A 23503-nucleotide genomic window follows, 5' to 3' on the forward strand; every position below is an offset into this window, starting at 1 on the left:
ATATTTATAGCATACAAAAAGCCGAAACATACGTTTCGGCTTTTTTTAGTGAAATGTGAAATATTTGGGGCATTCACTTACTCAACTAAAACTTTCTTTGAGACTTCACCTTCATTTGTTTGTAATGATATAATATAGCTTCCTGTACTTAATTTCCCAGTCTTTAACTCTACATAATCCTGAGTATCTATTTCAGAGAAGTTAGTGATGTGTTGACCTAATATAGTATAAAGGTTAACCGCTTTTATAGTGTTTAATTTAGGATTGTTTACTACAATACTTTGTAGGCTATTAGAGTAGTATAGGTTAATGTCTGATGCTAAAACGTCATCATCAACACTTAATGCTTCAGGAGTTGTAAATACAATCTCAAATCTGTTTAAATGTTCGCCTGCATCTAAATTAACTACATAATCCGTTTGTCTTAAGTCATGGTAGGTTCCGTTTAAAATATCATGTACATAGATGTCTAAATCTACAGGAACATTTTCTAAAGCATCAATAGTAATGGTGTTATCACCAGCTATGTCTGTTTTTAAGCCTAATGGTAATACTGTATTAGCATCTATAACATCTGTTCCTTGTATAATGTATTTGTTATTACCAATAATCCAATACATATCATCTATTTGAGATTCTGTCAATTCTCCATCGTATCCCCAATCATAACCTGATTTTGCATTTTGGTCTTGAGTAACTAGTAATTGTCTGTGTATTCCGTTAACCGAATTTAAACCTAATCTAATTTTCAATCGGTTATCAGAATTATAGTTGTCTGTTACAGAATTTTCTCCAGATTGTCTAACAAATACAGAAGAAGCGCCTTCTTTTCTGAATACACGTTGACCGTTATTAAATTTAACAGTTCCTGTGTTTTCACTTTTTACAAAGAAACCTTGTGCAACAGGAATATAACGTCCTGGTAATTTAGATGGTGTTCCGCCAGTTGCAACTAATGGATCATTTGTACCGTAACTAGCTGCAGGAGTTGCACCAGATAAATTATAAGTGGCATAACCACCTTGGTATTCTGAAAGGACGTGTGAGCCTCCTCCCCAATGTTCCCAGAAGTATAATGTTCCGGTAGTGCTACCTGCACCTTCAATAGTTGGAGCGTTATCCATAATAAATTGGTGTGCATCAATAGCTGAAGCATATGGATTACCCACTAAATATTCGTTTCCAGCTGTTATTGGTAAAGAAATTTCACCATTATTAGGCTTACCTTCTAGCACGTAATTTTGTTCTAGAGTAACGTTACCGCTTGTGTTGGCAACTCCTTTCATAGTAAAACCTTCACCTGCAGATAATGATCCTGTACTTCTTACGTGTTGCCAGTCCGAATAAGCTCCAGATTGATTTGCATACTTCCAAATCCAGTAATCTGCTATACCTATTGGTGTTCCTGACGTACCGTCATAACCATTAGTAATAAAGTTAATATTTACTGGTGACGCTGGATTAGTACCATCTTTATAAACATTTGGTAAAGTATAACTATTGTTATTGCTTGTTGTGTTGCTTACACCTACTGGAGATGACCAGTAATTGTAAGTGTATAAATCTTGAGTTCCTTGTTGGTCACGCTCTAAAGTACCAGCACTTGTAATGTCAAGTTCGCTATCTTCCGTTTGAATTAATTGCGACTCACCTTCCAAATCAATTTTTCCATCTAATTTTAAATAGTGCGTCACTGTTAATCCATTACCTACATTAGAGGCTGTGTCACCTGAAGCAGTAATTTCATTACTCTCTACAAATAACCCTAAAACGGTTCTGTTTTGGTTATTTCCAGAAGGAAGAGAAGAGTTGTCTAAAGTTAAATTATTATTTGTTTTTACAATATTCCAATCTACTGTAATGTCAGCATCAACTAAAGAAGGTGATCCTGGAATATATAATTCTGAACCATTTTCCCAAGAATTGTTATCATCCCAACTTCCATCATTTAATGAATTGTATGGAAGTGGAGAGGTTTGATACTCTAAAGTAAATTGATTAGGGTCTGTTAAGCTTCCTCTGTTTCCATTACCAGATACATCATTAAGGTGAGTTCCGATATAAGAATTCATGTTGTAATACGCTTTTAAATTGGTCCAGCTTACAGAGTTAATTTCATTTTTAGTAATTGTATTAGGTACTACAGCACCATTTACAACACCAGCAGCTTTTTCAAGCTCTTGATTCATTACATAGCGTAATTGAGGAAGAGATAATGCTTCGTCCCAAACTCTAATTTCATCTATTGCACCTTTAAAGTAATCTTGAACGTTAGATTTGTCAATGTAGATGGCTCCAATTGCAAATTCTGCACCATTTGGAGTTGGGTTTACAATAGATTGTATAGCGTCTAATACACCATCTATATAAATTCTAGCAATGTTATTATGATAAATCACAGCAACATGGTGCCAAACATTATTAGGTAAGGTGGTGTTAGAATTTATTCTGTCTGAAGGCGAGTTTCCTATTGAGAAACTAACTGTGTTATTGTCTGTTAAGAAAAACTTGTAACCTTCTACACCATCATTTTTAGCTACAATAATTTTATCTGTACCTAATGCATTAGAACCTTCAGGTTTAACCCATGCAGATGCTGTAAAATCGCCAGCTAAATCTACTTTATCTCCAATAAGCGTAAAGTTATCTATACCATCAAATCCTAAATGTCTTGATCTAACTTCTTCATGTGCTACTCCAAATGTAAAATATTTAGTTCCGTCAAAATCATAAGTACCTTCTCTAGTTGCAAGTCCATTAAATGTGCTTGGGTCTAAAAATACAGTTTGTAGGTTAGTCGTAAAATTTGGATCGTCTGCTACTAACATAACATAAGCATCGTTTCCTGTTAAAGGTGGTAATCCTGATAGGTCAGATTCAAATACAGAAACCTCAACAGTTCCAACATCATCACCAGCAGTCTCTACTATTTTCCATTTTCTATTCATTACATCTGTAACAGTTGTAATGGTTGCAGGACCTAAGTTTACAGTAACAGAAGCACCAGAAGTGTTTGTGTTTTGTCCATCGTTACCCCAAACTAAAAACTCGTTACTAGTATCAAATGTACTTGTGTTTAAGTTGTTAGTTAACTCGGTGTTAGTTAGTGACATTGCTACTATACTTGAGCTATTAACACTTTTAGATTGTTTTTGAATTAAATCTGAATCATCATCACGTCCAATACCAGCTATATCATAATTGTATCCAGCATTAGCTGAAACATCCCAAATAATTGTTCCATCTGAAGCAACATAGTCTTGAGACGTACCATTTACACCTAATGTGATTCCGTATTTTATGGCTAGATATGATTGAATTTTGTTACGCTCGTCAGTAAGGTTAGCATCATTTTTACGAGAAGAAAACGAAATAACCTCAACTATTCTAGCATCTAAAGAAGCTTCGTAACCTTCGCTTCTTCCTATCCAATAACGTGAATTGTTTACATTAGAGAAATCTGGAATATCATTCTGAACAGTTTCTACATTATTAGCGTTATAAAATAATTCTTGTTGAGTTACGCTAGCATTGTTTCTGGCATTTAATATTCCAACATTATCATAATTTACAGATGTACTATTGTCCGCAATACCATAACCAGTATAAGGAGCGGAGTTTGTTGTAGGACCAACACAATACGCATAGACTTCGTTTGTAAATCTAGCAGAGTAACGTCCATATCCAAATCCAGTTACATCTTCAGTATTTGTTGCAATGTCTTCATCTCCACAGAATATATCCATATTTCCAAACGAAGAATTTATGTTGGTATCAGGTATAATTACAGCAAACATATCTTGAGTATAAAAACCTGAAGTACCTTGTAAAAAGTCTCCATTGGTGTCATCATAAGAAAAATCGCTATCAACTGGAGCTAAATTGTAAGAGCTATCAAAGTCAATAACAGGGTTGAAATTTACATTGTAATTTGGGTGATCTCTATATGTAGGCTCTTGTCCTGCCATGTTTACTGTAGCATGATTTGAATTTGCTTGATCATACCAAGTTGTTAATGGTTGGTTGTCGCTAATTCCAGCACCATCGTTAGCTTTTAACCATGTTTCTAAATTAGCTGTAACGCCTCCAGGTCCTTCTGTTAAAGGAGTGGTGCCGTAACCTTGAATGTAAAATGTATAAGGGTTTTCGTTAGAATCATCATTAGCTATAGTAACCAATGCAGATCTTAAGCCATTTGATGAAGGATCAAATGTAATATCGAATGTTGTGTTATTTCCAGATGAAATTGGAGTAGATGGCGAGCTTGTTAATGTAAAATCAGATGCATTAGCACCAGATATAGTTACATAAGGTGCGCCTCCAGTTAAGTTTAATGGTAATGTACCATTATTATGAATAGTAAATGTGTTTGTGTTATTACCAGTTGTAACGTCTATAGATCCAAAGTCTGTGTCATCGGTAGTGCTAGGTGTTGCATCTCCGCTAGTAATAGTTGTGCCATTTCCTGTAATGTTTATTTCAGGTTGAGCAGTTGTAGCAGCAGTAAGAGAGATGTCATCAATAGCCATATCACTTCTGTAGTTGTTTCCTGTAGTTCCAGAAAATCTAATATTTATAGTTTGACCTAAGTAAGCACTTAAGTCTAAAGTTACTAAAGTCCATGGGCTTCCGTTATTTGATTGAACTTGACCTGTTTGTGACCATAAATTGACTGGAAAGGTTAAACCGTTATTGGTACTTAAATCTACATTTAAAGTTCCCATGTTTGCTCCATACATGTGATAGTAAAAAGAAAAGATAGCAGAAGTTGCACCTGTTAAATCAAAACAAGGACTTAGTAAATTTGAAGTATTGTTAAAGTTGCTACTTGCTTCTGTGTATAAATACCAGTTTCCGCCATTAGCAGAATTAGGACCTGTATTGTTAGAAGGTGTACCGTTGTTGTTTCTAGTCCAGTTAAAATTATCTGTGGTGTCTTGTGTCCAAGCTCCAATTCCTGATTCAAAGTCTTCTGTGTATGGGAAACTACTAACTGTAGATGTGCAAGTTCCAGAACATCCACCAGAAACATTGAAATATAAAGTTATTCCAGAAGTACTTGCGCTATTTCCAGAATTAGTTAAAACAGTGGTTCCGCTAGAAGTAATAGTTATGTTAGATGCAGCACCATTCCAACCGTCATTGTATGTATCATACAAAACTGCATAATAATTATTGCCATCTGGAATACATCCTAAATCTAATGTTGTAGCATAAGAATTGTTTGAAGCACCATTGTATCCATTATCTATGGTTGCTAATAAAGTACCGCTAGGATTGTAAATCTCAACCCTGTTTTCGGATGACCAGTTAGGCCAATTTACAGATACTTGTACCGCAGAGGTTTGTGCTAAAGAAGTTGTTAAAGAAAAAAACAATGTAACTATCAATGCTTTTTTAAAAAATAGGTTTGCTATTAATGCTTTAAGGGTAAAAGTTTTCATAAGCAGGAATTTTTGACTTAGTTTGGGGACTAATTTTAATTCAAGGCTAAAACTATTCTATTATTAGCTTAAATGCAAATATTTTCGATGAAACGCATTTAAGTTTATGATATTTTAATAAATAATCGATGAAATACATTTAAACGTTGTTTAAAAGTATATATTTTAATTATTGTATACAAAAAAACCCGAAACAATTGTTTCGGGTTTTTTATCTAGTTAAGAATAAAGTAGATTTGGGGCTCTTTTATTCAACTAAAACTTTTTTAGATAGTTTACCTTCATCGGTTTTAACTTCTAATATATAAGTACTTGTACTTAATGGGTTTGTTTTCAATTCTATTAAATCTAAAGATTCAAACTCGTCAAAAGAAATTATTTTTTGTCCTAATATGTTGTATAGTGAAACTTCTTTTACGTTTTCTAACTTAGGGTTGCTTACAACTATAGTATTGTTGTTATTAGAGTAATACGCATTGATATTTGTTTCAAATTCAAAATCTTCTGTAGATAATACTCCAGATTGACTGAATCTTAATTCAAATCTATCTAAGTATTCACCTGCATTTAAGTCTATAGAAAAATCGTTTTGTTTGATATTGTGATATGTATCTGTTACAACATCATAGATATAAATTTGTAAATCGTTAGGTACGTTTTCTAATGCGTCTACAGTAAATGTATTTGTTCCATTGCTATTTACATGTAATCCTAATGGAAGTATTGTAGAAGCATTAATTTGGTTAGTACCCTGAATGATGTATTTATCGTTATCTACCATCCAGTATAGGTCGTCCATTTGTGTTTCGTTATTAACACCATCGTAACCCCAATCGTAACCTGGTGTTGCATTAGTGTCTTCTGTAACTAATAATTGTCTGTGTAAACTGTTAACAGAGTTAAATCCTAATCTAATTTTTAATCTATTGTCACCATTGTAAACGTTGTTAGAACTTGTTCTTACAAATACAGAAGATGTACCTTCTTTTTCAAATACACGTTGGCTATTGTTAAATTTAACTGTACCTGTGTTTTCGCTTTTTACAAAGAATCCTTGAGATACAGGAATATAACGTCCTGGAAGTTTTACAGGTGTTCCACCAGTTGCTACTAATGGGTCATTAGTACCGTAACTTGCTGCAGGAGTTGCACCTGATAAGTTATACGTTGCATAACCACCTTGATAATCTCCTAAATTGTGAGATCCTCCTCCCCAGTGTTCCCAGAAATAAAGTGTACCAGTTGTGCTACCAGGACCTTCAATTGTAGGTGCATTATCCATTATAAATTTATCTGCATCTATAGCAGAAGCATAAGGGTTACCAACTAAATATTCGTTTCCAGCTGTTATTGGAAGTGAAATGTCTCCGTTGTTAGGCTTACCTTCAAAAACATAGTTTTGTTCTAAAGTTACATTTCCGCTTGTATTAGTAACACCTTTCATAGTGTATCCTTCACCAGCAAGTAGGCTACCTGTACTTCTTACATGTTGCCAGTCTGCATAAGCTCCAGATTGGTTTGAATATTTCCAAATCCAATAATCTGCTATTCCGATTGGTGATCCAGAAGTACCATTATAACCATTTGTTATAAAGTTGATATTTACAGGGTTATTAGGGTCTGTACCATCTTTAAATACTTGTGGTAGTGTGTAAGAATTATTATTTGTAGTTGCATTACTAACACCAACTGGAGATGACCAATAATTGTATGTAAATACATCTCTGGTTCCTTGTTGGTCACGTTCTAATGTTCCTGTGCTTGTGACATCAAAATCACTATCTTCTGTTTGTATTAATTGAGATTCACCTTGTAAATCTATTTTTCCGTCAAGTTTTAGGTAATGAGATACAGTTAATCCGTTTCCTGTATCTGAACTATTGTCACCAGAAACCGATAATTTGTTACTTTTTACGTCTAAACTTAATACTGTTCTATTGTTATTATTAGCAGTAGGTAAACTACTGTTGTCCATAGTTATATTATGGCTTGTTTCTACAATGTTCCAATTTACTGTTTTTGTATTGTCAACAATAGATGCAGAACCAGGTATGTTTTGTACGCTACCATTTGCCCAAGAAGCGTTAGTGTCCCAATCTCCATTGGTTGTACTCTTGTATGGTAATGGAGCAGTTTGGTAATCTACTGTATTTAAATTTCTTAATGCACCTTGACGACTGTTGTTTGACTCGTCATCTGTATTTGTGTAGGTGTAAATAGACATTGGGTAATATCCTTCTAAGTTAGACCAAGGTATTGAAGCAGCATCATTTTTAGTAATGTTTGTTGGTATAATTTTACCATTAACAAAATTTGCATTTTCTTCAAGCTCTTGATTCATTAAAAAGTGTAACTGATCTTCTTCTAATGCAGTACTCCAAACTCTTACTTCGTCAATATTTCCTTGAAAGAAAGCGCCAGGAAGTGTTTTTCCTGCAGCAGCTACAAAGAATGATTGATCTGTATTACTTGGTGTAACTACTGAGGCGTCATTATCAAATATACCATCGATATATAAATTTGCAGTTCCACCATCATAAATAACTGCTACTTGGTGCCATTTTCCAACAGGTATTGTAGTGTTAGAGGTAACGGTTTGTGTAGAAACTCCGTTTCTAACAGAAAACTCTAATCTACCAAATGCATTAATTTTAAAATCGTATCCTTCTGTAAAAGCAACATCTCTTTTAGAAACTATTGAACTATTAGCAGAAGACGCTGTTCTGTTTATCCAAGCAGATATTGTAAATGACCCTGAGTTTAAATCAAAGTTATCATCCATGTCTATATAATCACCACTTCCGTCAAAATATACTGAACGCTCAACAATTGTTTGAGGTGCATAACCAAAAGTGATATATTTTGTACCATCAAAGTCATAGGTTGCTTCAAGGTTAGAACCGTTTATAGTCATTACTCTATAATCTGCAGTTGGGTCAAATACTGGTGTATCTGAAGCAAACATATAGTAGTTTCCTGGAGGGTTAATGTTTCTTACTGAATTTTGAGGTATAGATACTTTAACTTCACCAATATCACTACCGCTTTCTACAACTTTCCATACACGTTGCATACCTAAAAAGCTAACAGGTGTAGATAATCCTGGGATACCAGCACTCATGTCTACAGCTACAGTATTAGGAGTTGCATCTAAGCTAGCATTATTATTTCCCCACATTAAATAAGACTTGTCATCTAAAGTGTTAGAATTATTGGTTTTGTTTAAATTATTAGTGTCATATATATCTGTAAGTCCTATGGTAAGTATACCTTCTATTAAACCAGTTCCGTCAGTTGCATTATTAATACTACTAGATTGTTTTTGGTTTAAATTGGCAACATCATCACGACCTATACCTGCTACATCGTAATTAAAACCTAAATTGTCAGATTGGTCCCATATTACAGTACCATCACTATCAACATAGTCTTGAGAGGTTCCATTAACACCTAAAGTGATTCCGTATTTTACAGCCAAATAAGATTGTACTCTGTTTCTTTGGTCTGTTAGGTCAGCATCATTTAAAGTATTAGAAAAGGTTACAATCTCTGCAATTCTTCCATTAAAACTTCCTCTATAAGCTTGACTACGCCCTATCCAAAATCTTGAATCGTTTACATTAGCAAATTGAGGAACACCAGATTCTCCATTTCCAATATTTACACCGTTATAGTATAAATCTTGTGCTGTTGGAGCAGAGGTAGAGTTATTTCTAGCATTTATAATACCAGCGTTAGAGTAAGTTGCTGTTGTGCTAGTATGTGCTTTACCATAACCTCTCTCAGATAAATCAACTGGGTTTGGGTCTGGTGTACCACTAATAGCAAAAGTTATGACTTCATCATCAACTCTGTCTGTAAAGCCTCCCCAACCTAATCCTGAAACATCTTTATCTGTGCTATCTGAGTTGTCTGCGTCACCACAAAACATATCCATAGCGCCATAAGTACTACTAACAGTTTCTTCTGGAATAGCAACAATAAACATTTCTTGAGTATAAAATCCTGCATTACCTTCAAGATATTGTTGAGGTGTTACAGTTGGGTCTGTTTCGTAAGGTGAATTAGGGTTATTATCGAATCCTACTACTGGATTAAAGTTAATATTTTGGGTTGTATTATCATAAAAGGTTGGTTCTTGACCAGCTGTATTTACAGTAGCATTAAAACCTCTTCCTTGATCATTCCACATACTAATGCTTTGGCCATCTGTATATGATAATCCATCAGTACCTTTTAACCATACTTTTAAATTTGAAACAACACCACCTGGTCCGTTAGCTAAAGGTGTAACTCCAGTACCTTGTATTGTGAAATTGTATGGGTTTTCATTTGCATCATCATTGGCTATTGTAATAGTAGCTGTTCTTACACCAGCAGCAGATGGAGTAAACTCTATATTAAAATTTGTACTACTATAAGCAGCTATTGTATTTGTTGGCGCAACTGAAATTGAAAAATCTAATGCATTTAATCCGCTTATAGTAATATATGGGCTTAATGGAGCTGTTAAATTTAATGTTGAACCTCCTAAGTTTTCAATAGTGTATACTCTTGTTACAGTAGATCCTAAATCTACTTGTCCGAAATCTGTATTGTTATCATTTGTTGGAGTAGTGCTTCCATCGACTATATCTGTACCGCTACTAACTACATTTATCTCTCCGCCACAAATTCCACCATAAACACCAAAAAACATTGTTCTTCCTGTTGTAGTAGCAAAATTTCCATTTTGACTAACTACTGTATTTCCAGAAGATGTTATAGTAATATTATCAGTACCATTCCAACCATCTCCATAAGTATCATACATTACAAAATAGTAGTTGCTTAAATCCTCTAAACACCCTAAGTTAATAGTAGTGTTGTAGCTATTTCCTGTACCAATAATAGAGTCTATTAAAGTGCCATCAGGAGCATAAATGTAAACCGAATTTTCATACGCATAAAGTGGCCAATCCACTGAAACTGTAACATTAGAATAAGTAACATCACGACCTTCAATTAAAACATCATCAAAAACATTGTATTCATCATCTGCATTTGCAGTTCCTGATAATCTAAACTTTGAGTTATTTGTAAATGCATATGTTGCATTATCTAAAGTAACTTGAAGATTATGTGGTTCTCCACTACCAACACCACTAAAGTGTGTGTCTCTATTAAAAGTGGCAACTGTTGTCCAACCAGATCCATTATTATATTCAACTATAAATCCTTCTCCAGAATCTAAATTAGTAGTTGCTTTATGACATAAAGTAAGATCTATAATTTGATAAGATGAAAAGTCTAAAGTAGGTGATGTTAGTCTGTTATTTGATGTATCATCATCCTTAGAAAACACGCTTCCAGCTGCTTCACAAGCCCAAGCTGCATCTGTGACAGTTCCAGCATCATTACCTGCAGCTGTCCAGCCTTGTAAATCTGTGTTAAAGTTATAGGACGCTATTGTGGTTTGTGAAAATAATTGACTAGAACCTGAAAAACACAGGGAAAGTACAATTATAATTAAAGAGTAAAAGTTCTTCATAATAGGTTTGGTTATAGATTGAGGACTAATTAAAGGACAAACCTAACACAAATATCTGTAAAATGCAAATTTAATCGCTAAAATGCATTTTATGTTAAGTTTAATTCAACGATTACCGATAAAAAACAATAATAATCTTTTAAATACATAATAATTTTTAACATTAATAGGTTGTAAAAATGAAAGAGCTGAAATTTTGATTTCAGCTCTTTTATAATAGTTACAAGGTTAATATGATTACTTGATTAACTTTTTGATAATTGATTTGTTTTTATCTAAGTCGGTAATTTTTAATAAGTAAGTACCATTAGATAAGCTACCCAAATTATTAATATTAATTGTATTGGTTGATACGTTTAATTTTTTAGAATTATAAATAACACGACCGCTTATATCAAATAACTCTATATTATAACTTGAAATTTGATTTGGCAATTTAATATTGATACTCTCTTTGAAAGGGTTAGGATAAATATTTAAATTGTCTAAAGTGTTTTCTTGAATACTTAAAGTTTGTTCTTTAATATTTACTGTATAATCTTCAACCTCTCCATAAGTAAACGTTTCACAACTGGTTGGTACAGCATTATATTTCATTGAAACTCTCATTCTTGTTAATCCGGTTAAAGCACTTAATGGTATTGTGATGTTTTCACTAACAACGTTTTGACTTGGATTGCTAGACACAACTTGCTCTCCAGCATCTTCAAAATCTCCATCTTGATTAAAGTCTATCCAAACTGCAACACCTTCATTGTATAAAGTTCCTGTCCAAATTTTTGTTACAGTTATTGTAGGTGTTGTATTTTTTGTTAAATCCACTACCATTGATGTGAAATCTGAATATCCAGAAGTAGTACTTGAAGAAGTATCATTATCCAAATCATTTAATTGTACACGTCCAATATATTCATCATTAATATTAGTTCCTTGAGAAGCGCAATAAGTGATTTGACTTGTTGTAAAATTAACTGTAGCACTATATGCAGATGTAGCTGTATCACACTTTGATCTTACTTGAACATCATATTGTGTTTGTGCCATTAAATTAATGATTGTAAAACTAGCAGAAGTTATATCTGGTACAGTTAACCAAGTGCTTGTGCCTGTTTCTCTGTATCTTAAGTCATAAGTTGCAGATGGTATTGCATCCCAAGATACTGTAGCTTCTGAAGCACCAATTGCACTTACAGTAACATTAGTAGGTACGTCAGTAACACATGGTATTTGTAAGCTAATTATTTTAAAATCGTCAATAAAAAATCCATCAGAAGTTGTTGAGTAATTTTCTGAAACATCACTAGCATCAGATCTAAAGTTAAACCTAAACTGTACATTAGTAGCATCTGTTTGTAAAAACGTTGAATTTGTACCTGCGTTTATTACAAACTCTTCCATAACCCAGTTGTCCATTCTGTCACCATCATAAACTTGACCCGAACTACCAGATTGAAATGTAGAACCAGTACTTTTATTGTCATGACTTGTTGTACTACTAGTTGCTTCTGGTTTAGTGTATTTACCACTTAAAGGTAGCCAATTTGTACCATCTTTAGAAGCTAACACTTCTACATAATCATAGTTTCTTTCTAAATCCCATTTAGTGTAAAATTGGATAATTACTTCATCAGAGTTTGTAAAATCATAACTATTAGTTGTAGTTAATGTTTTTGTACTATTGGTAGCGTAAGGTACTGTGTTACCTGTTCTTAGCGCATTAGTACCAGAATAAGCATCTACAGATGAGTTATTCCAACCACCAGATTGAGTCCAACCAGAAATACCATTTATATCTGGATTATGATCAAACATTAGGGTAGGATTGTAATATTTTTCAAAATTAGCTTCATAAATTATTCCATTATCATTAGATAACTTGACATTATATTCTATTTTTTCGTTTGCTGGAATACCATTTGCTAATTGTAATTGTGCAGTAACTGTTCTTTGTTCTAAAGCAGACATACCAGTTTCTGTGCCAGCTTGTGTAACTCCGGTAATATTTGTTGAGATTGGAGTAACTGTTACTGTAAAATTACTTGGGGTTTGCCCAATTCGTTCAATTCCAAAGTCTATGTTAGCTGTAGTTCCGTTAATATTACTTTGAGTTAAATCATGTAGTTTTGCATATTTACCACCATAATAAGCGGTAGCAAATGAAATTCTCATAGATCGTTCTGCATGTAGATATACTGCAGCATCTGATGGCCAAAATCCTTGACCAGAACTTCCGTGCTCTGGAGTTGTACCTAGTATTCCTTGCCCAGATCCAAGAGAGCCATTATCATCTGGAACTGGTGGGTTTACACCATCATCATAACTTCCTGCCATCCAGTCATCTGGTAAACCATTTGACTCGTAAAATATAGTAGCTCCATATAAATACCTGTTATATCTTGTCATTTCTTCATGCCATCTGTAAAACTCATCTTCTCTATTTGAAGCTTGAGTAGGTATTCCACCATAGGGATGAGGTACAGAATTTGCATATGAGTGATTCCAAACTGCAGTTTTAAAATTACGGTTAGTTATAAAGTCAACCATAATTTGTGTTTCAGGTTCTGAAGCTGCATAAGGACCTCTATATGTATTTGAAGTTGGAGATCCACTAGACCCTATATTATTATAATTCCAGAAATAATCAAAATTTCGGTTTAAATCTACACCTCTTAAAGATGTTGAGTTTGAAGTACTACCTGTATTTGGTCTACAATTTTTACGTTGTGATCCATTACCACCAGGACTTAAATGTTCATTCCAACGTAATCCATCAGGATTAACAACTGGTACAAAATATAATTCGTTATTATCAACTAATTCAGTAACTCCAGGATCAGTACCATAGTTTTCAATAAGGTACCACATAAAGTAAATGTTATTCATCAACGCACTTACTTCTCTTGAGTGAATCATAGAAGTATATAATATTTGTGGTTTAGTACCTTCTGGAGTTGAGCTTTCATTACCAGTAATTCTAACATAATTAATTGTTTGAGGATCCCATCTAGAAGTCCCTTGACCAATATAGTTTTCTGGTTCACTAAATTCTGGCATTCCATTTGAAGCAGGTGCAGTATAAGGGTATAGTGGGTTGGGTGTAGTATTTGCTGGATTACCCCAAGTCTTTTGACCAGTTGATGAGGCATCTTGTCTTGCTGAAACAATATTGTTTGTATCAGCAGCATTCATAGCGTCTAATTCTGCAAGTACTTCGCTTATAGTTAAGCAATTTCCCATATTTGTACCTAATTGAAAATTAGTAGGTTGTACCCAATTAATTTCGTTAGGTCCATAGTGTTGTATAATATTATCTTGTATAACGCTTGAAACAGATGCTCTAGCTTGATTAACTGTATTAGTTTGAGCCTGTTGACGGTTTGTAGTATTTCTAGTCGCTTTTTCTTTTCTAGACCTTTCTAAATAGTCTTTGGTTAAGTCATCTACTAAAACTTTGTATTGTATGTTATTACTATTTAGCACATTAATTTCTTGCGAAGTTAACTCTAAAGTTAAATCTCCATGTTCATCATGTGCAGCACCACAAGATAAATCTAAACCCTGAGAAGCCATGACACGCAGAGTTCCTTCGTCTGGATGAGTGATACTAATTTTTGAAATTTTTTCTTGTACTTGAGAGAAAGTAAAAGTGCATGTTAATGCTAAAATAATTAATAAAGTAATTTTTTTCATGTTTTTAGATTTGAGGTATCTAAGCGATTAATTAGAGTGCTAAACTAAATAAAATAATCTTAAAAACATCCTTAAAAAGCAAAAAAATACGATAAAATGCATTAATATCATGTAAGCAATTGATAATCAGTAAACTACAAAATACATTTTTTATCGATGAAATACATAAATTTTATGGTTTTATCAAAAAAAATTACTCTAACCAAAAGCGGTTAGAGCAATTTTACTATCAATCAAAAAAAGGGGGCAAAACATTAATCCTTGTTAAGGGAAGGATTAATCAAGTTTTTATCGATAGACTTAATTTTTTACAAATATTAAAGTATCCGTACTACCGTTTCCACCACTTACGTCTGTAAGACTTATAGTTGTATCTGAGTAGCTTGAAATATCCCAATCGTCATTTAAATCTTCAAATACACTAGTGTCGGGTACTTGAAAAAAGATATTAAAATCGATATCACTACTACTACTACTACTATCATTATTACTAGTAGTTACAGACCAAGTTCCAGTTAAAGAACTAGTACCATTATCTGCTGTAATTATACCATCTGTACCAAAAGTAAATTGATAATTACTAAAGTCATTAGTTTCATCTTGTCCAGAATCAATATAACTGGACACTATCCAAGTTCCGCTTATAGCGGTACTTTGTATTTGGGCAATTTGTTGACTATCGTCATTAGGGTTATTGTTGTCGTCGTCATTTGAGCAATTAAATGACATTAAAGAGAAACTTAACATAAGAAGTATCCCGATGTAAAATATATGTTTCATAATTTTAGGTGTTTGGATTAATTATATATCGTTTTTTGTTCATTTAAGAGCAATCGCTTTCAAATTCCAATTCATCATCTCCTAATCTTAATTCTATTTTAGATTCACCTGGTTCTTGTTCAATTTCATGAAGATTCCAAGTATCATTAAAATCTGTCAAACCCGGAATATCAATTGTTACCGTTATATTATTACCTGACCCTGTAGCAGACCAAGTTCCAGAAAAGTTACCATTTCCAGAAGTTACAGTAATAAGTCCATCTGTTGAGAAGTTAAATAGGTAATCTTCATAATTGTCTGCTAGATCATTGTCGTTTCGTTCTAAATCATCTACAAACCAATCTGTGCAGTCTGTTAATATACTTGTAAGTTGTGTATCTGTACAGTTGTTACAGTCATCATCATTATAATCGTAATCATCATCTTCATCGCAATCGTCTTCATAGTTATTGATGGTACTCTCTAATTCGCTTAGATTATTAATTACAATGGTGGTATTATCCGATAAGATTACAGTTATTGGAAACTGAATGTTAATTATGTCATCCTCATCAATTTCATCAATAAAATTATACAATTGGTTATCGTTATTGATAGTAATTGTTTCTATTAACTGGTTATTTGTATTATATACAGAAACGGTAATTGGGTATTGAAAATCGATACATTCTATATCATCGTCGTATTCGTTTTCTCCATTACAGTCATCAGAAAAATCTTCAAATTCGTCTAAGTTGTTTATTACAACTTCAGTATAATCTGCTAAAATAATAGTGATAGGAAACTGGATAGTTATTGTATCTTCGTCATCTTCCATTTCATCAAAGATGTCTTCAATGGTTTCAAAATCCGATTCAGAATCTACAATAATTTCTAATCCATTAACAAAAACAGTAACAGGTAATTGAATATTAAAACAATTTGAGTTGTCAATAATGTTATCGTTAGAACCATCGTTACTTGCAGTTCGTTGCATAAGGTTAGCAACCGTAGAGTTTACCACTAGGGTTTCCTCTTCTGGAGGGTTTATAATTTCCATGTCTTCTGTTCTGCAAGAATTAAGCAAAATAAAAGCAAATAATATACATGCGGTAAATACTTTTTGAGATGTTTTCATAACTATATTATTTATTGTTATTGTTTTTATAATGTAACAACTAAAGCTTAAAAATTCCTTTAAAATAATTTAAGTGGTTAAAAGATGGTTTAGTCGTTCTAATGTAATTTTTAATATAACTGTATTTAATAGTTGATTAGGATTAGCTTTTAAACTATTAGTTAGTTTAATAACTTTTATTCTACATTGATCAATCTCATAATCTTTTAAATTATTTACAATTTGGTTGATCTCTTCACTATCTAAATCTGTTAAAATCATATTTAAAGTCCTACTTTACATATATAACAACTCATATTTAAAAATCCCTGAAAAATTATTTATTTTTTTTATATAACTTTATTCAATTAAATGTTTGATGTTGAAAAAAGAAATTAATAAAACTATTTGTGATGAATTAGTTTTTAAACGTATTTATGACAAGTACTCTAAAAATTTGTGTGATTTTTTATACTATAAATATGGAGCACAATTTAATCCAAAAGATAAAGCGCAAGATGCGTTTATTAAGCTTTGGGATAACTGTAAAAAAATAAGTTATAGTAAAGCTAAATCTTTTTTATTTACAACAGCAAACAACATGATGCTTAACGAGGTTAAACACCAAAAAGTAGTGTTAAAGCATCAACAATTAAATCACAAACATTATACTAACGAGTCGCCTGAATTTATATTAGAAAAAGAACAATTTTTAGAACGTTATAATCACGTACTTTCTAATTTAAAAGAAGAGTATCGTGTCGCTTTTTTGTTAAATAAAGTTGAAGGAAAAAAACATAGTGAGATTGCAGAAATTTTGGGTGTAACTTCAAAAGTTATAGAATATAGAATTTATAGTGCTTTTAAAATACTTAAAACAGAATTAGAAGGTTTTAAAATAAAATAATCAGGAATTTAATGGTTTAGGTTGTTATATAATAAACAGGATATCAATGGATAAAGAGCTACTAATAAAAAAATGGTTAAATAACGACTTGACTGAAGCTGAAGAAAAAGCTTTTAAGCAATTAGATGACTATGCTTTTAATAAAGAGATTGTTGAAACAGCTAAGTTGTTTAAAGCATCAGCCTTTACTAATATTGATGATTTTGAAACTTTTAAAGCAAAATATAAGACGCAAAACAAACCAGTTAAAAAGCTACAATGGTTATCTCCAATGCTTAAAATAGCTGGTGTAATAGTCATTGCTTTAGGTGTATACTTTACTATTTTCTCTAATAATAACACAGAAATTAAAACATTAGCCAGTCAGAAAACAACTATAGATTTACCAGATCAATCTCAAGTAGTATTAAATGCGTTATCTGTTATTAATTATAACAAAAACACATGGGAAGATAACAGAACATTAAAGCTTGATGGAGAAGCTTATTTTAAAGTAGCAAAGGGTAATACTTTTGATGTCATTACAAGTCAAGGAAAAGTTACTGTTGTTGGTACGCAGTTTAATGTAAAACAGCGCAACAATTTTTTTGAAGTTCAATGTTTTGAAGGGGTTGTTAAAGTAAAGTCAGACACTATTATTAGAACGCTAACAGCTGGTGATGTATACCGATTGCTAGATGGAAAATTTACACAATCTAAAACCATAAATACAATTGCTGAATGGGTTAACAATACTAGTGTTTTTAATGCAATTCCAATTAAACAAGTGTTTGCAGAATTGGAAAGACAATACAATATAAAAGCTTCATTAATTAATGTAGATGGCAATAGGTTATTTACAGGAGGTTTTACACACAGTAATTTAGAGGATGCCCTAAAATCTATTACACAACCAATGAATTTGACTTTTCAATTAATGTCATCGAAACAAGTCAATATTAATGGGCAAAATAACTAAAGGTATTGCTATTGTCACTCTGTTTTTTTTAAGTACTGTTAGCTTAATTGCTCAGGATGCAAAAAAAGAGCAGACTTTAGATGTTATTATCAAAAACCTTCAAAAGCAACACAATGTTCAGTTTAATTATGCAGAAGATGTTATTAAATCCATTACTTTAAAACCACCTCCAAAAAACAGTTCATTAAAACAGGCATTGGTGTATTTAGAAAAAACAACACCTTTACAATTTTCCTTAAATAATTCAAGTATTGTTATTGTAAAGCCTAAAGAAGACTTTTTTCTTTGTGGTTACCTTAAAGACAAAGATAACCTTCAGCCCATAGTATCAGCAACTGTACAAGGATTTAAAGATGTAGCAATAACAGATGTAAATGGGTACTTTAAAATTAAAATAAGTAAGCCTTCAGAGTTAATTACCATTAGGTATTTAGGCTACAAAACAATTAATAGAGTTTACAATCAGTTTTTAACTTCAGAATGTGGTTCGGTTTTTATGCTACCAGATTTTCAATTTTTATCTGAAGTTTTAATTTCTAATTATATAACTGCAGGAATTAATAAATTTAATGATGGATCTTTTAAAGTAGATTTTAAAAATTTTGACATTCTTCCTGGACTTATAGAAAATGATGTGTTACAAGCTGTTCAGTCTTTCCCAGGTATTCAAAGCATTGATGAAACCGTCTCTAATTTAAATATTAGAGGAGGAGCACATGACCAGAATTTAATTTTATGGGATAATATTAAAATGTATCAATCAGGACATTTTTTTGGTTTAATCTCTATGTTTAATCCACAAATTACACAGCAAGTTTCAATACTTAAAAATGGAAGTGATGTTAGCTATACAGATGGTGTTTCTGGTACTATAAGTATGCAAACAGACAAAAACATTAATAATGTGTTTAAAGCAAATGTGGGTGTTAATTTAACAGATGTAAACTTATTTGTAGACTTGCCTACCGGTAAAATGGGATCGTTACAAGTTGCAGGAAGAAAATCGGTTAGTGAGGTATTAAATACACCAACCTACAATAATTATTTTGAAAGAATTTCTCAGAATACCGAAGTAGATAACAATGTAGATAATACCATCAATTCGGACAAAACATTTGATTTTTATGATGCTTCTTTACGTTGGTTATATAAAATAAGTGAAAACGATGAAATTAGACTAAATTTTATAACAGTCTCTAATCAATTGCAATTTGATGAAACCGCAGAAATTAACAATACTCAGCAATCTAGGACAAGTCAACTAAATCAAAATAGTATTGCTGGAGGGTTATATTATAAACGCACTTGGAGCACCAAAGTTAAATCTACTTTTGAAGTTTACGAAACAGATTATAAATTAAAATCTGTAAACGCTAATGTATTAGAGTCTCAACGCTTTTTACAAGAAAATATAGTGTCCGAAACTAGCTTAAAACTACAAACACAATATAGTTTAAATAATACTATGAAGTTATCTGGAGGCTATCATTTTGTTGAAACTGAAATCACTAATCTAGATGATGTTGATACACCAGTTTTTAGAATTTTAATATCAGAAGTTCTTAGGACACATGGTGCTTTTGCACAAGTAAATTATTCAACTTTAAATAAAAATACAACCCTAGTTTTGGGTGTTAGATATAATTATTTAGATAAATTTAAAAAGCAAATTTGGGAGCCTAGATTTAATTTTAGTCAACGCTTTTTAGATTATTTTACTGTTGAAATTTTAGGCGAGTTTAAACATCAAAACACTTCGCAAATCATAAATTTTCAAAATGATTTTTTAGGTATAGAAAAACGCAGGTGGCAATTATCAAATAATATGGATATTCCTGTTATAACAAGTCAGCAACTATCTTTAGGTGTTAATTATAGTAAAAATGAATGGCTAGTAAGTGTCGATGGATATTACAAAAACGTAGACGGAATCACAGCACAAAGCCAAGGATTTCAAAATCAATACGAATTTGTAAAGTCTAAAGGAAGCTACAGTGTTACAGGATTGGATCTACTTTTAAGAAAACAATTTAGTCATTTCAATACTTGGCTTAGTTATTCATTAATGAATAATCTGTATGAATTTAAAGATTTGGAAGATGGTACTTTTCCTAGTAATTTTAATATTACACATGCAGCAAACTTTGGGTTGTCCTACTCTAATAACAACTTTAAATCTTCAATAGGTGCAAATTGGCATACAGGAAAACCCATAACAATTCCCGAAGGTATTAATCCAAATAGTGAGCAATCTATAATTTTTGGAGAGACTAACGCTGAAAAACTTGAAGATTATATTAGAGTAGATGCTTCGGTTCAATACGATTTTAAGATTTCTAATAAGGTTAAAGCTAAAGCAGGAGTATCTATTTGGAATATATTAAATAAAGAAAACCAAGTCAATACGTTTTATAGAATTAAGAATAATGAAATAAACCAATCCGTTCAACAATCGCTAGGGATAACACCTAATGCAACTATTAGACTATATTTCTAAGAAAGTAATTATACCTATAAAAAAAAACGGTTTAGAAAAATCTAAACCGTTTTTAATTTGTAGCGAGAACGAGATTTGAACTCGTGACCTCCGGGTTATGAATCCGACGCTCTAACCAACTGAGCTACCTCGCCATAATTTTGAGAGTGCAAATATAAAAACATATTTATTGCATACAAACATAAATGTGAATTTAAATTTTTATTTAAAAGTATTTCTAAACTTATTAATTAATGTATATATTGGACATCAATAAAAACACAAGACTACAATTACATGGAAGATAAAATTAAGTACGAGATGGAGTTTGTTATACATGCATCACCATCATTACTATATCAATATATATCAACACCATCTGGACTGTCAGAATGGTTTGCAGATAATGTAAACTCTAGAGGAGAGGTATTTAAATTTATTTGGGATGGATCAGAAGAGCAAGCCAAATTAATTACAAAAAAATCTGGTGAACGTGTAAAATTTAAGTGGTTAGTGGATGAAGATGACCCTTACTATTTTGAAATTAGAATTCAAGTAGACGAAATTACTAAAGATGTATCTGTAATGATAACCGATTTTGCGGAAGAAGATGAAGTAGATGAAGCTAAAATGCTTTGGACCAACCAGATATCAGATTTAAAACAAGTCTTAGGTTCGGCTTAAAAATACACTCAATTAAAGTATATTTGTCCTATTGAAAAATAGGACTTTTTTTATGCTAAATTTTAACGGAATACTTCAAGAAAACACAACAATATTGTCTAATAATAATCGTGGATATGCCTATGGTGACGCACTATTTGAGACTATTAAAGCAGTACATGGTAAATTATTGTTTTTTGAAGATCATTATTTTAGACTGATGGCATCTATGCGTATTATGCGTATGGAAATACCTATGACGTTTACTATGGAGTATTTTGAAGAAGAAATTAAAAAGACTTTAGAAGCTAATAATTTATTGACAGATTCAGCACGTGTAAAAATTCAAATAGATCGAGTAGCAGGTGGTTTATATTTACCAGAATCTAATGATGTTAATTTTATAATTAGCGCAAAAAAAATAGATGCTGATTTTTATCTTCTAAATGAAGAAAAATATGAAGTAGATTTATACAAAGATCATTATTTGTCACCAAGTTTGTTGTCAACTCTAAAGACAAACAATAAAGCTATTAACGTTATTGGTAGCGTATATGCAAAAGAAAATAAGTTAGACAACTGTCTGTTACTAAATACTAATAAAAGTGTAGTAGAAGCTCTTAATGGAAACGTGTTTTTGGTTAAAGGTCAAGTGATTAAAACACCACCTTTGTCTGAAGGTTGTTTAAAAGGCATTTTGCGACAACAATTAATAGATATTATTAATTTAATTCCAGAATATAGTCTTGAAGAATCTCCAATATCTCCGTTTGAATTACAAAAAGCTAACGAATTATTTATAACTAATGTTATACAAGGTATTCAACCTATAACTAAATACAGGAAAAAACAATTTAAAAACGATGTTGCAAAATTGTTATTGCAAAAATTAAATGTAAAGGTAAGGTTAGGCTAGTTATAGCTTGGGTTTTCTGGTGCATTAGACCAAATAGAATAGTCACCACCAAGTTCTACCATTTTTTCTTTCCAAAAAGATTCGTAGTTTTTTTCTATAATGTCTTTTTTGTAGTTGTTTTTGGTTACAACCCATGCATTGGACTTTAATTCTTCGTCCAATTGGTTGCTTTCCCAACCAGAATACCCTAAAAAGAATTTTATGTCGTTTGCAGTTAGCTTATTTTCTGCTATCAATTCTGCAACTACAGTAAAATCACCACCCCAAAATATTCCTAAAGATATTTCTACACTATTAGGTATTAAATCTGGACGTTTATGTATAAAGTATAAATTATCCTGCTCTACAGGACCTCCATTGTAAACTTTAAATGAGGCGTCTAGTTCTGGTATTAAATCGCTTATAGTATAGTTTAAAGGTTTATTTAAGATAAAACCAATAGCACCCTCTTTATTGTAATCTGTTAAAAGTACAATAGATCTATTAAAAGACATATCACCAATAATAGAAGGTTCTGCTATTAATAAATCACCTTTTTTTGGTTTAGCTGTAGTCATTTTAAAAGGATTTGTTATCTAAATGTAGCATATAATTATTGAATAAACAATAATTAGTACGATATATAACAAAAAAAAGCCTTCAAAATGAAGGCTTTTTAAGTTATTTTAAACAAAAACTAGTTTACAGCATTTGCTAAATCAGATCCAGCTTTAAACTTAACAACGTTTTTAGCTTTGATTTTAATAGTTTTTCCAGTTTGTGGGTTTCTTCCGTCTCTTGCAGCTCTTTTAGATACTGACCAAGAACCAAATCCTACTAAAGAAACTCTATCACCTTTTTGTAAAGCTCCTTCAATTTCGATTAACGCACACTCTAAAGCTTTCTTTGAAGCTGCTTTAGTAATTCCTGCGTGTTCTGCCATAGCATCGATTAAATCTGTTTTGTTCATAATTTTAATTTTAATTATTAATAAATAAGTTGATTAACAGTTTTTGTTAAATCCTTTACAAATTTATACGGATTATGCTACTATGCAAGTAATA

The 23503-nt window shown here is 31.9% G+C and carries 13 protein-coding genes and 1 tRNA gene; 5 read left to right on the forward strand and 9 right to left on the reverse strand.

Going from position 1 to position 23503, the window contains the following annotated elements; genetic code table 11:
- Window positions 1–77 precede the first annotated feature (77 nt).
- The 6 genes from LY08_RS04070 to LY08_RS04095 form a co-directional block, all read right to left on the reverse strand.
- A complete protein-coding gene (locus LY08_RS04070; protein WP_111659160.1) occupies window positions 78–5444 on the reverse strand; it encodes a LamG-like jellyroll fold domain-containing protein in 5367 nt (1788 codons plus the stop codon).
- Window positions 5445–5691: 247 nt separating this feature from the next.
- Window positions 5692–10974 carry a LamG-like jellyroll fold domain-containing protein gene (locus tag LY08_RS04075; RefSeq protein ID WP_111659161.1) on the reverse strand — a complete coding sequence of 1761 codons (5283 nt, stop codon included), beginning with the start codon at window positions 10972–10974 and terminating at the stop codon, window positions 5692–5694.
- A gap of 237 nt (window positions 10975–11211) precedes the next feature.
- Window positions 11212–14664 (reverse strand): M14 family zinc carboxypeptidase, encoded by a 3453-nt coding sequence (locus LY08_RS04080; RefSeq protein ID WP_111659162.1) that lies wholly within the window; start codon window positions 14662–14664, stop codon window positions 11212–11214.
- Window positions 14665–14964: 300 nt separating this feature from the next.
- Window positions 14965–15444 carry a hypothetical protein gene (locus tag LY08_RS04085; protein WP_245907546.1) on the reverse strand — a complete coding sequence of 160 codons (480 nt, stop codon included), beginning with the start codon at window positions 15442–15444 and terminating at the stop codon, window positions 14965–14967.
- Window positions 15445–15487: 43 nt separating this feature from the next.
- Window positions 15488–16561 carry a hypothetical protein gene (locus tag LY08_RS04090; protein WP_111659164.1) on the reverse strand — a complete coding sequence of 358 codons (1074 nt, stop codon included), beginning with the start codon at window positions 16559–16561 and terminating at the stop codon, window positions 15488–15490.
- A gap of 69 nt (window positions 16562–16630) precedes the next feature.
- Window positions 16631–16822 carry a hypothetical protein gene (locus LY08_RS04095; RefSeq protein WP_111659165.1) on the reverse strand — a complete coding sequence of 64 codons (192 nt, stop codon included), beginning with the start codon at window positions 16820–16822 and terminating at the stop codon, window positions 16631–16633.
- A gap of 100 nt (window positions 16823–16922) precedes the next feature.
- On the opposite strand from LY08_RS04095, the gene LY08_RS04100 reads away from it, so the two are divergent.
- The 3 genes from LY08_RS04100 to LY08_RS04110 are packed head-to-tail and all read left to right on the forward strand — an operon-like array spanning window position 16923 to window position 20902.
- A complete protein-coding gene (locus tag LY08_RS04100; protein ID WP_211305916.1) occupies window positions 16923–17447 on the forward strand; it encodes an RNA polymerase sigma factor in 525 nt (174 codons plus the stop codon).
- A gap of 46 nt (window positions 17448–17493) precedes the next feature.
- The gene (locus LY08_RS04105) at window positions 17494–18405 is read left to right on the forward strand and encodes a FecR family protein (RefSeq protein ID WP_111659167.1); all 912 of its coding nucleotides are present in this window, start codon (window positions 17494–17496) and stop codon (window positions 18403–18405) included.
- The gene (locus LY08_RS04110) at window positions 18389–20902 is read left to right on the forward strand and encodes a TonB-dependent receptor plug domain-containing protein (RefSeq protein WP_111659168.1); all 2514 of its coding nucleotides are present in this window, start codon (window positions 18389–18391) and stop codon (window positions 20900–20902) included. Before LY08_RS04105 ends, LY08_RS04110 begins: the two co-directional genes overlap by 17 nt.
- Window positions 20903–20962: 60 nt before the next feature.
- Here the strand turns inward: LY08_RS04110 and LY08_RS04115 are convergent.
- Window positions 20963–21036, reverse strand: a tRNA-Met gene (locus LY08_RS04115).
- A 142-nt stretch (window positions 21037–21178) separates the two neighbouring features.
- On the opposite strand from LY08_RS04115, the gene LY08_RS04120 reads away from it, so the two are divergent.
- Both LY08_RS04120 and LY08_RS04125 read left to right on the forward strand, forming a co-directional pair.
- A complete protein-coding gene (locus LY08_RS04120) occupies window positions 21179–21565 on the forward strand; it encodes an START-like domain-containing protein (protein ID WP_111659169.1) in 387 nt (128 codons plus the stop codon).
- Window positions 21566–21617: 52 nt separating this feature from the next.
- Window positions 21618–22460, forward strand: a complete 843-nt coding sequence (locus LY08_RS04125) for an aminotransferase class IV (RefSeq protein WP_111659170.1) — start codon at window positions 21618–21620, stop codon at window positions 22458–22460.
- Here the strand turns inward: LY08_RS04125 and LY08_RS04130 are convergent.
- Together LY08_RS04130 and LY08_RS04135 are read right to left on the reverse strand one after the other, a co-directional pair.
- A complete protein-coding gene (locus LY08_RS04130; RefSeq protein ID WP_111659171.1) occupies window positions 22457–23017 on the reverse strand; it encodes a YqgE/AlgH family protein in 561 nt (186 codons plus the stop codon). The two genes, LY08_RS04125 and LY08_RS04130, sit on opposite strands and share 4 nt — an antisense overlap.
- A gap of 119 nt (window positions 23018–23136) precedes the next feature.
- A complete protein-coding gene (locus LY08_RS04135; protein WP_013870774.1) occupies window positions 23137–23409 on the reverse strand; it encodes an HU family DNA-binding protein in 273 nt (90 codons plus the stop codon).
- Window positions 23410–23503 lie beyond the last annotated feature (94 nt).

This window comes from Olleya aquimaris (genome assembly GCF_003259525.1).
GTDB classification, from domain to species: Bacteria; Bacteroidota; Bacteroidia; order Flavobacteriales; family Flavobacteriaceae; genus Olleya; species Olleya aquimaris.

Bases quoted from the DNA above. Each gene is read 5' to 3' on its own strand.
- LY08_RS04070 (WP_111659160.1), bottom strand. From the start codon at position 5,444: ATGAAAACTTTTACCCTTAAAGCATTAATAGCAAACCTATTTTTTAAA.
- LY08_RS04075 (WP_111659161.1), bottom strand. From the start codon at position 10,974: ATGAAGAACTTTTACTCTTTAATTATAATTGTACTTTCCCTGTGTTTT.
- LY08_RS04080 (WP_111659162.1), bottom strand. From the start codon at position 14,664: ATGAAAAAAATTACTTTATTAATTATTTTAGCATTAACATGCACTTTT.
- LY08_RS04085 (WP_245907546.1), bottom strand. From the start codon at position 15,444: ATGAAACATATATTTTACATCGGGATACTTCTTATGTTAAGTTTCTCT.
- LY08_RS04090 (WP_111659164.1), bottom strand. From the start codon at position 16,561: ATGAAAACATCTCAAAAAGTATTTACCGCATGTATATTATTTGCTTTT.
- LY08_RS04095 (WP_111659165.1), bottom strand. From the start codon at position 16,822: ATGATTTTAACAGATTTAGATAGTGAAGAGATCAACCAAATTGTAAAT.
- LY08_RS04105 (WP_111659167.1), top strand. From the start codon at position 17,494: ATGGATAAAGAGCTACTAATAAAAAAATGGTTAAATAACGACTTGACT.
- LY08_RS04110 (WP_111659168.1), top strand. From the start codon at position 18,389: ATGGGCAAAATAACTAAAGGTATTGCTATTGTCACTCTGTTTTTTTTA.
- LY08_RS04120 (WP_111659169.1), top strand. From the start codon at position 21,179: ATGGAAGATAAAATTAAGTACGAGATGGAGTTTGTTATACATGCATCA.
- LY08_RS04125 (WP_111659170.1), top strand. From the start codon at position 21,618: ATGCTAAATTTTAACGGAATACTTCAAGAAAACACAACAATATTGTCT.
- LY08_RS04130 (WP_111659171.1), bottom strand. From the start codon at position 23,017: ATGACTACAGCTAAACCAAAAAAAGGTGATTTATTAATAGCAGAACCT.
- LY08_RS04135 (WP_013870774.1), bottom strand. From the start codon at position 23,409: ATGAACAAAACAGATTTAATCGATGCTATGGCAGAACACGCAGGAATT.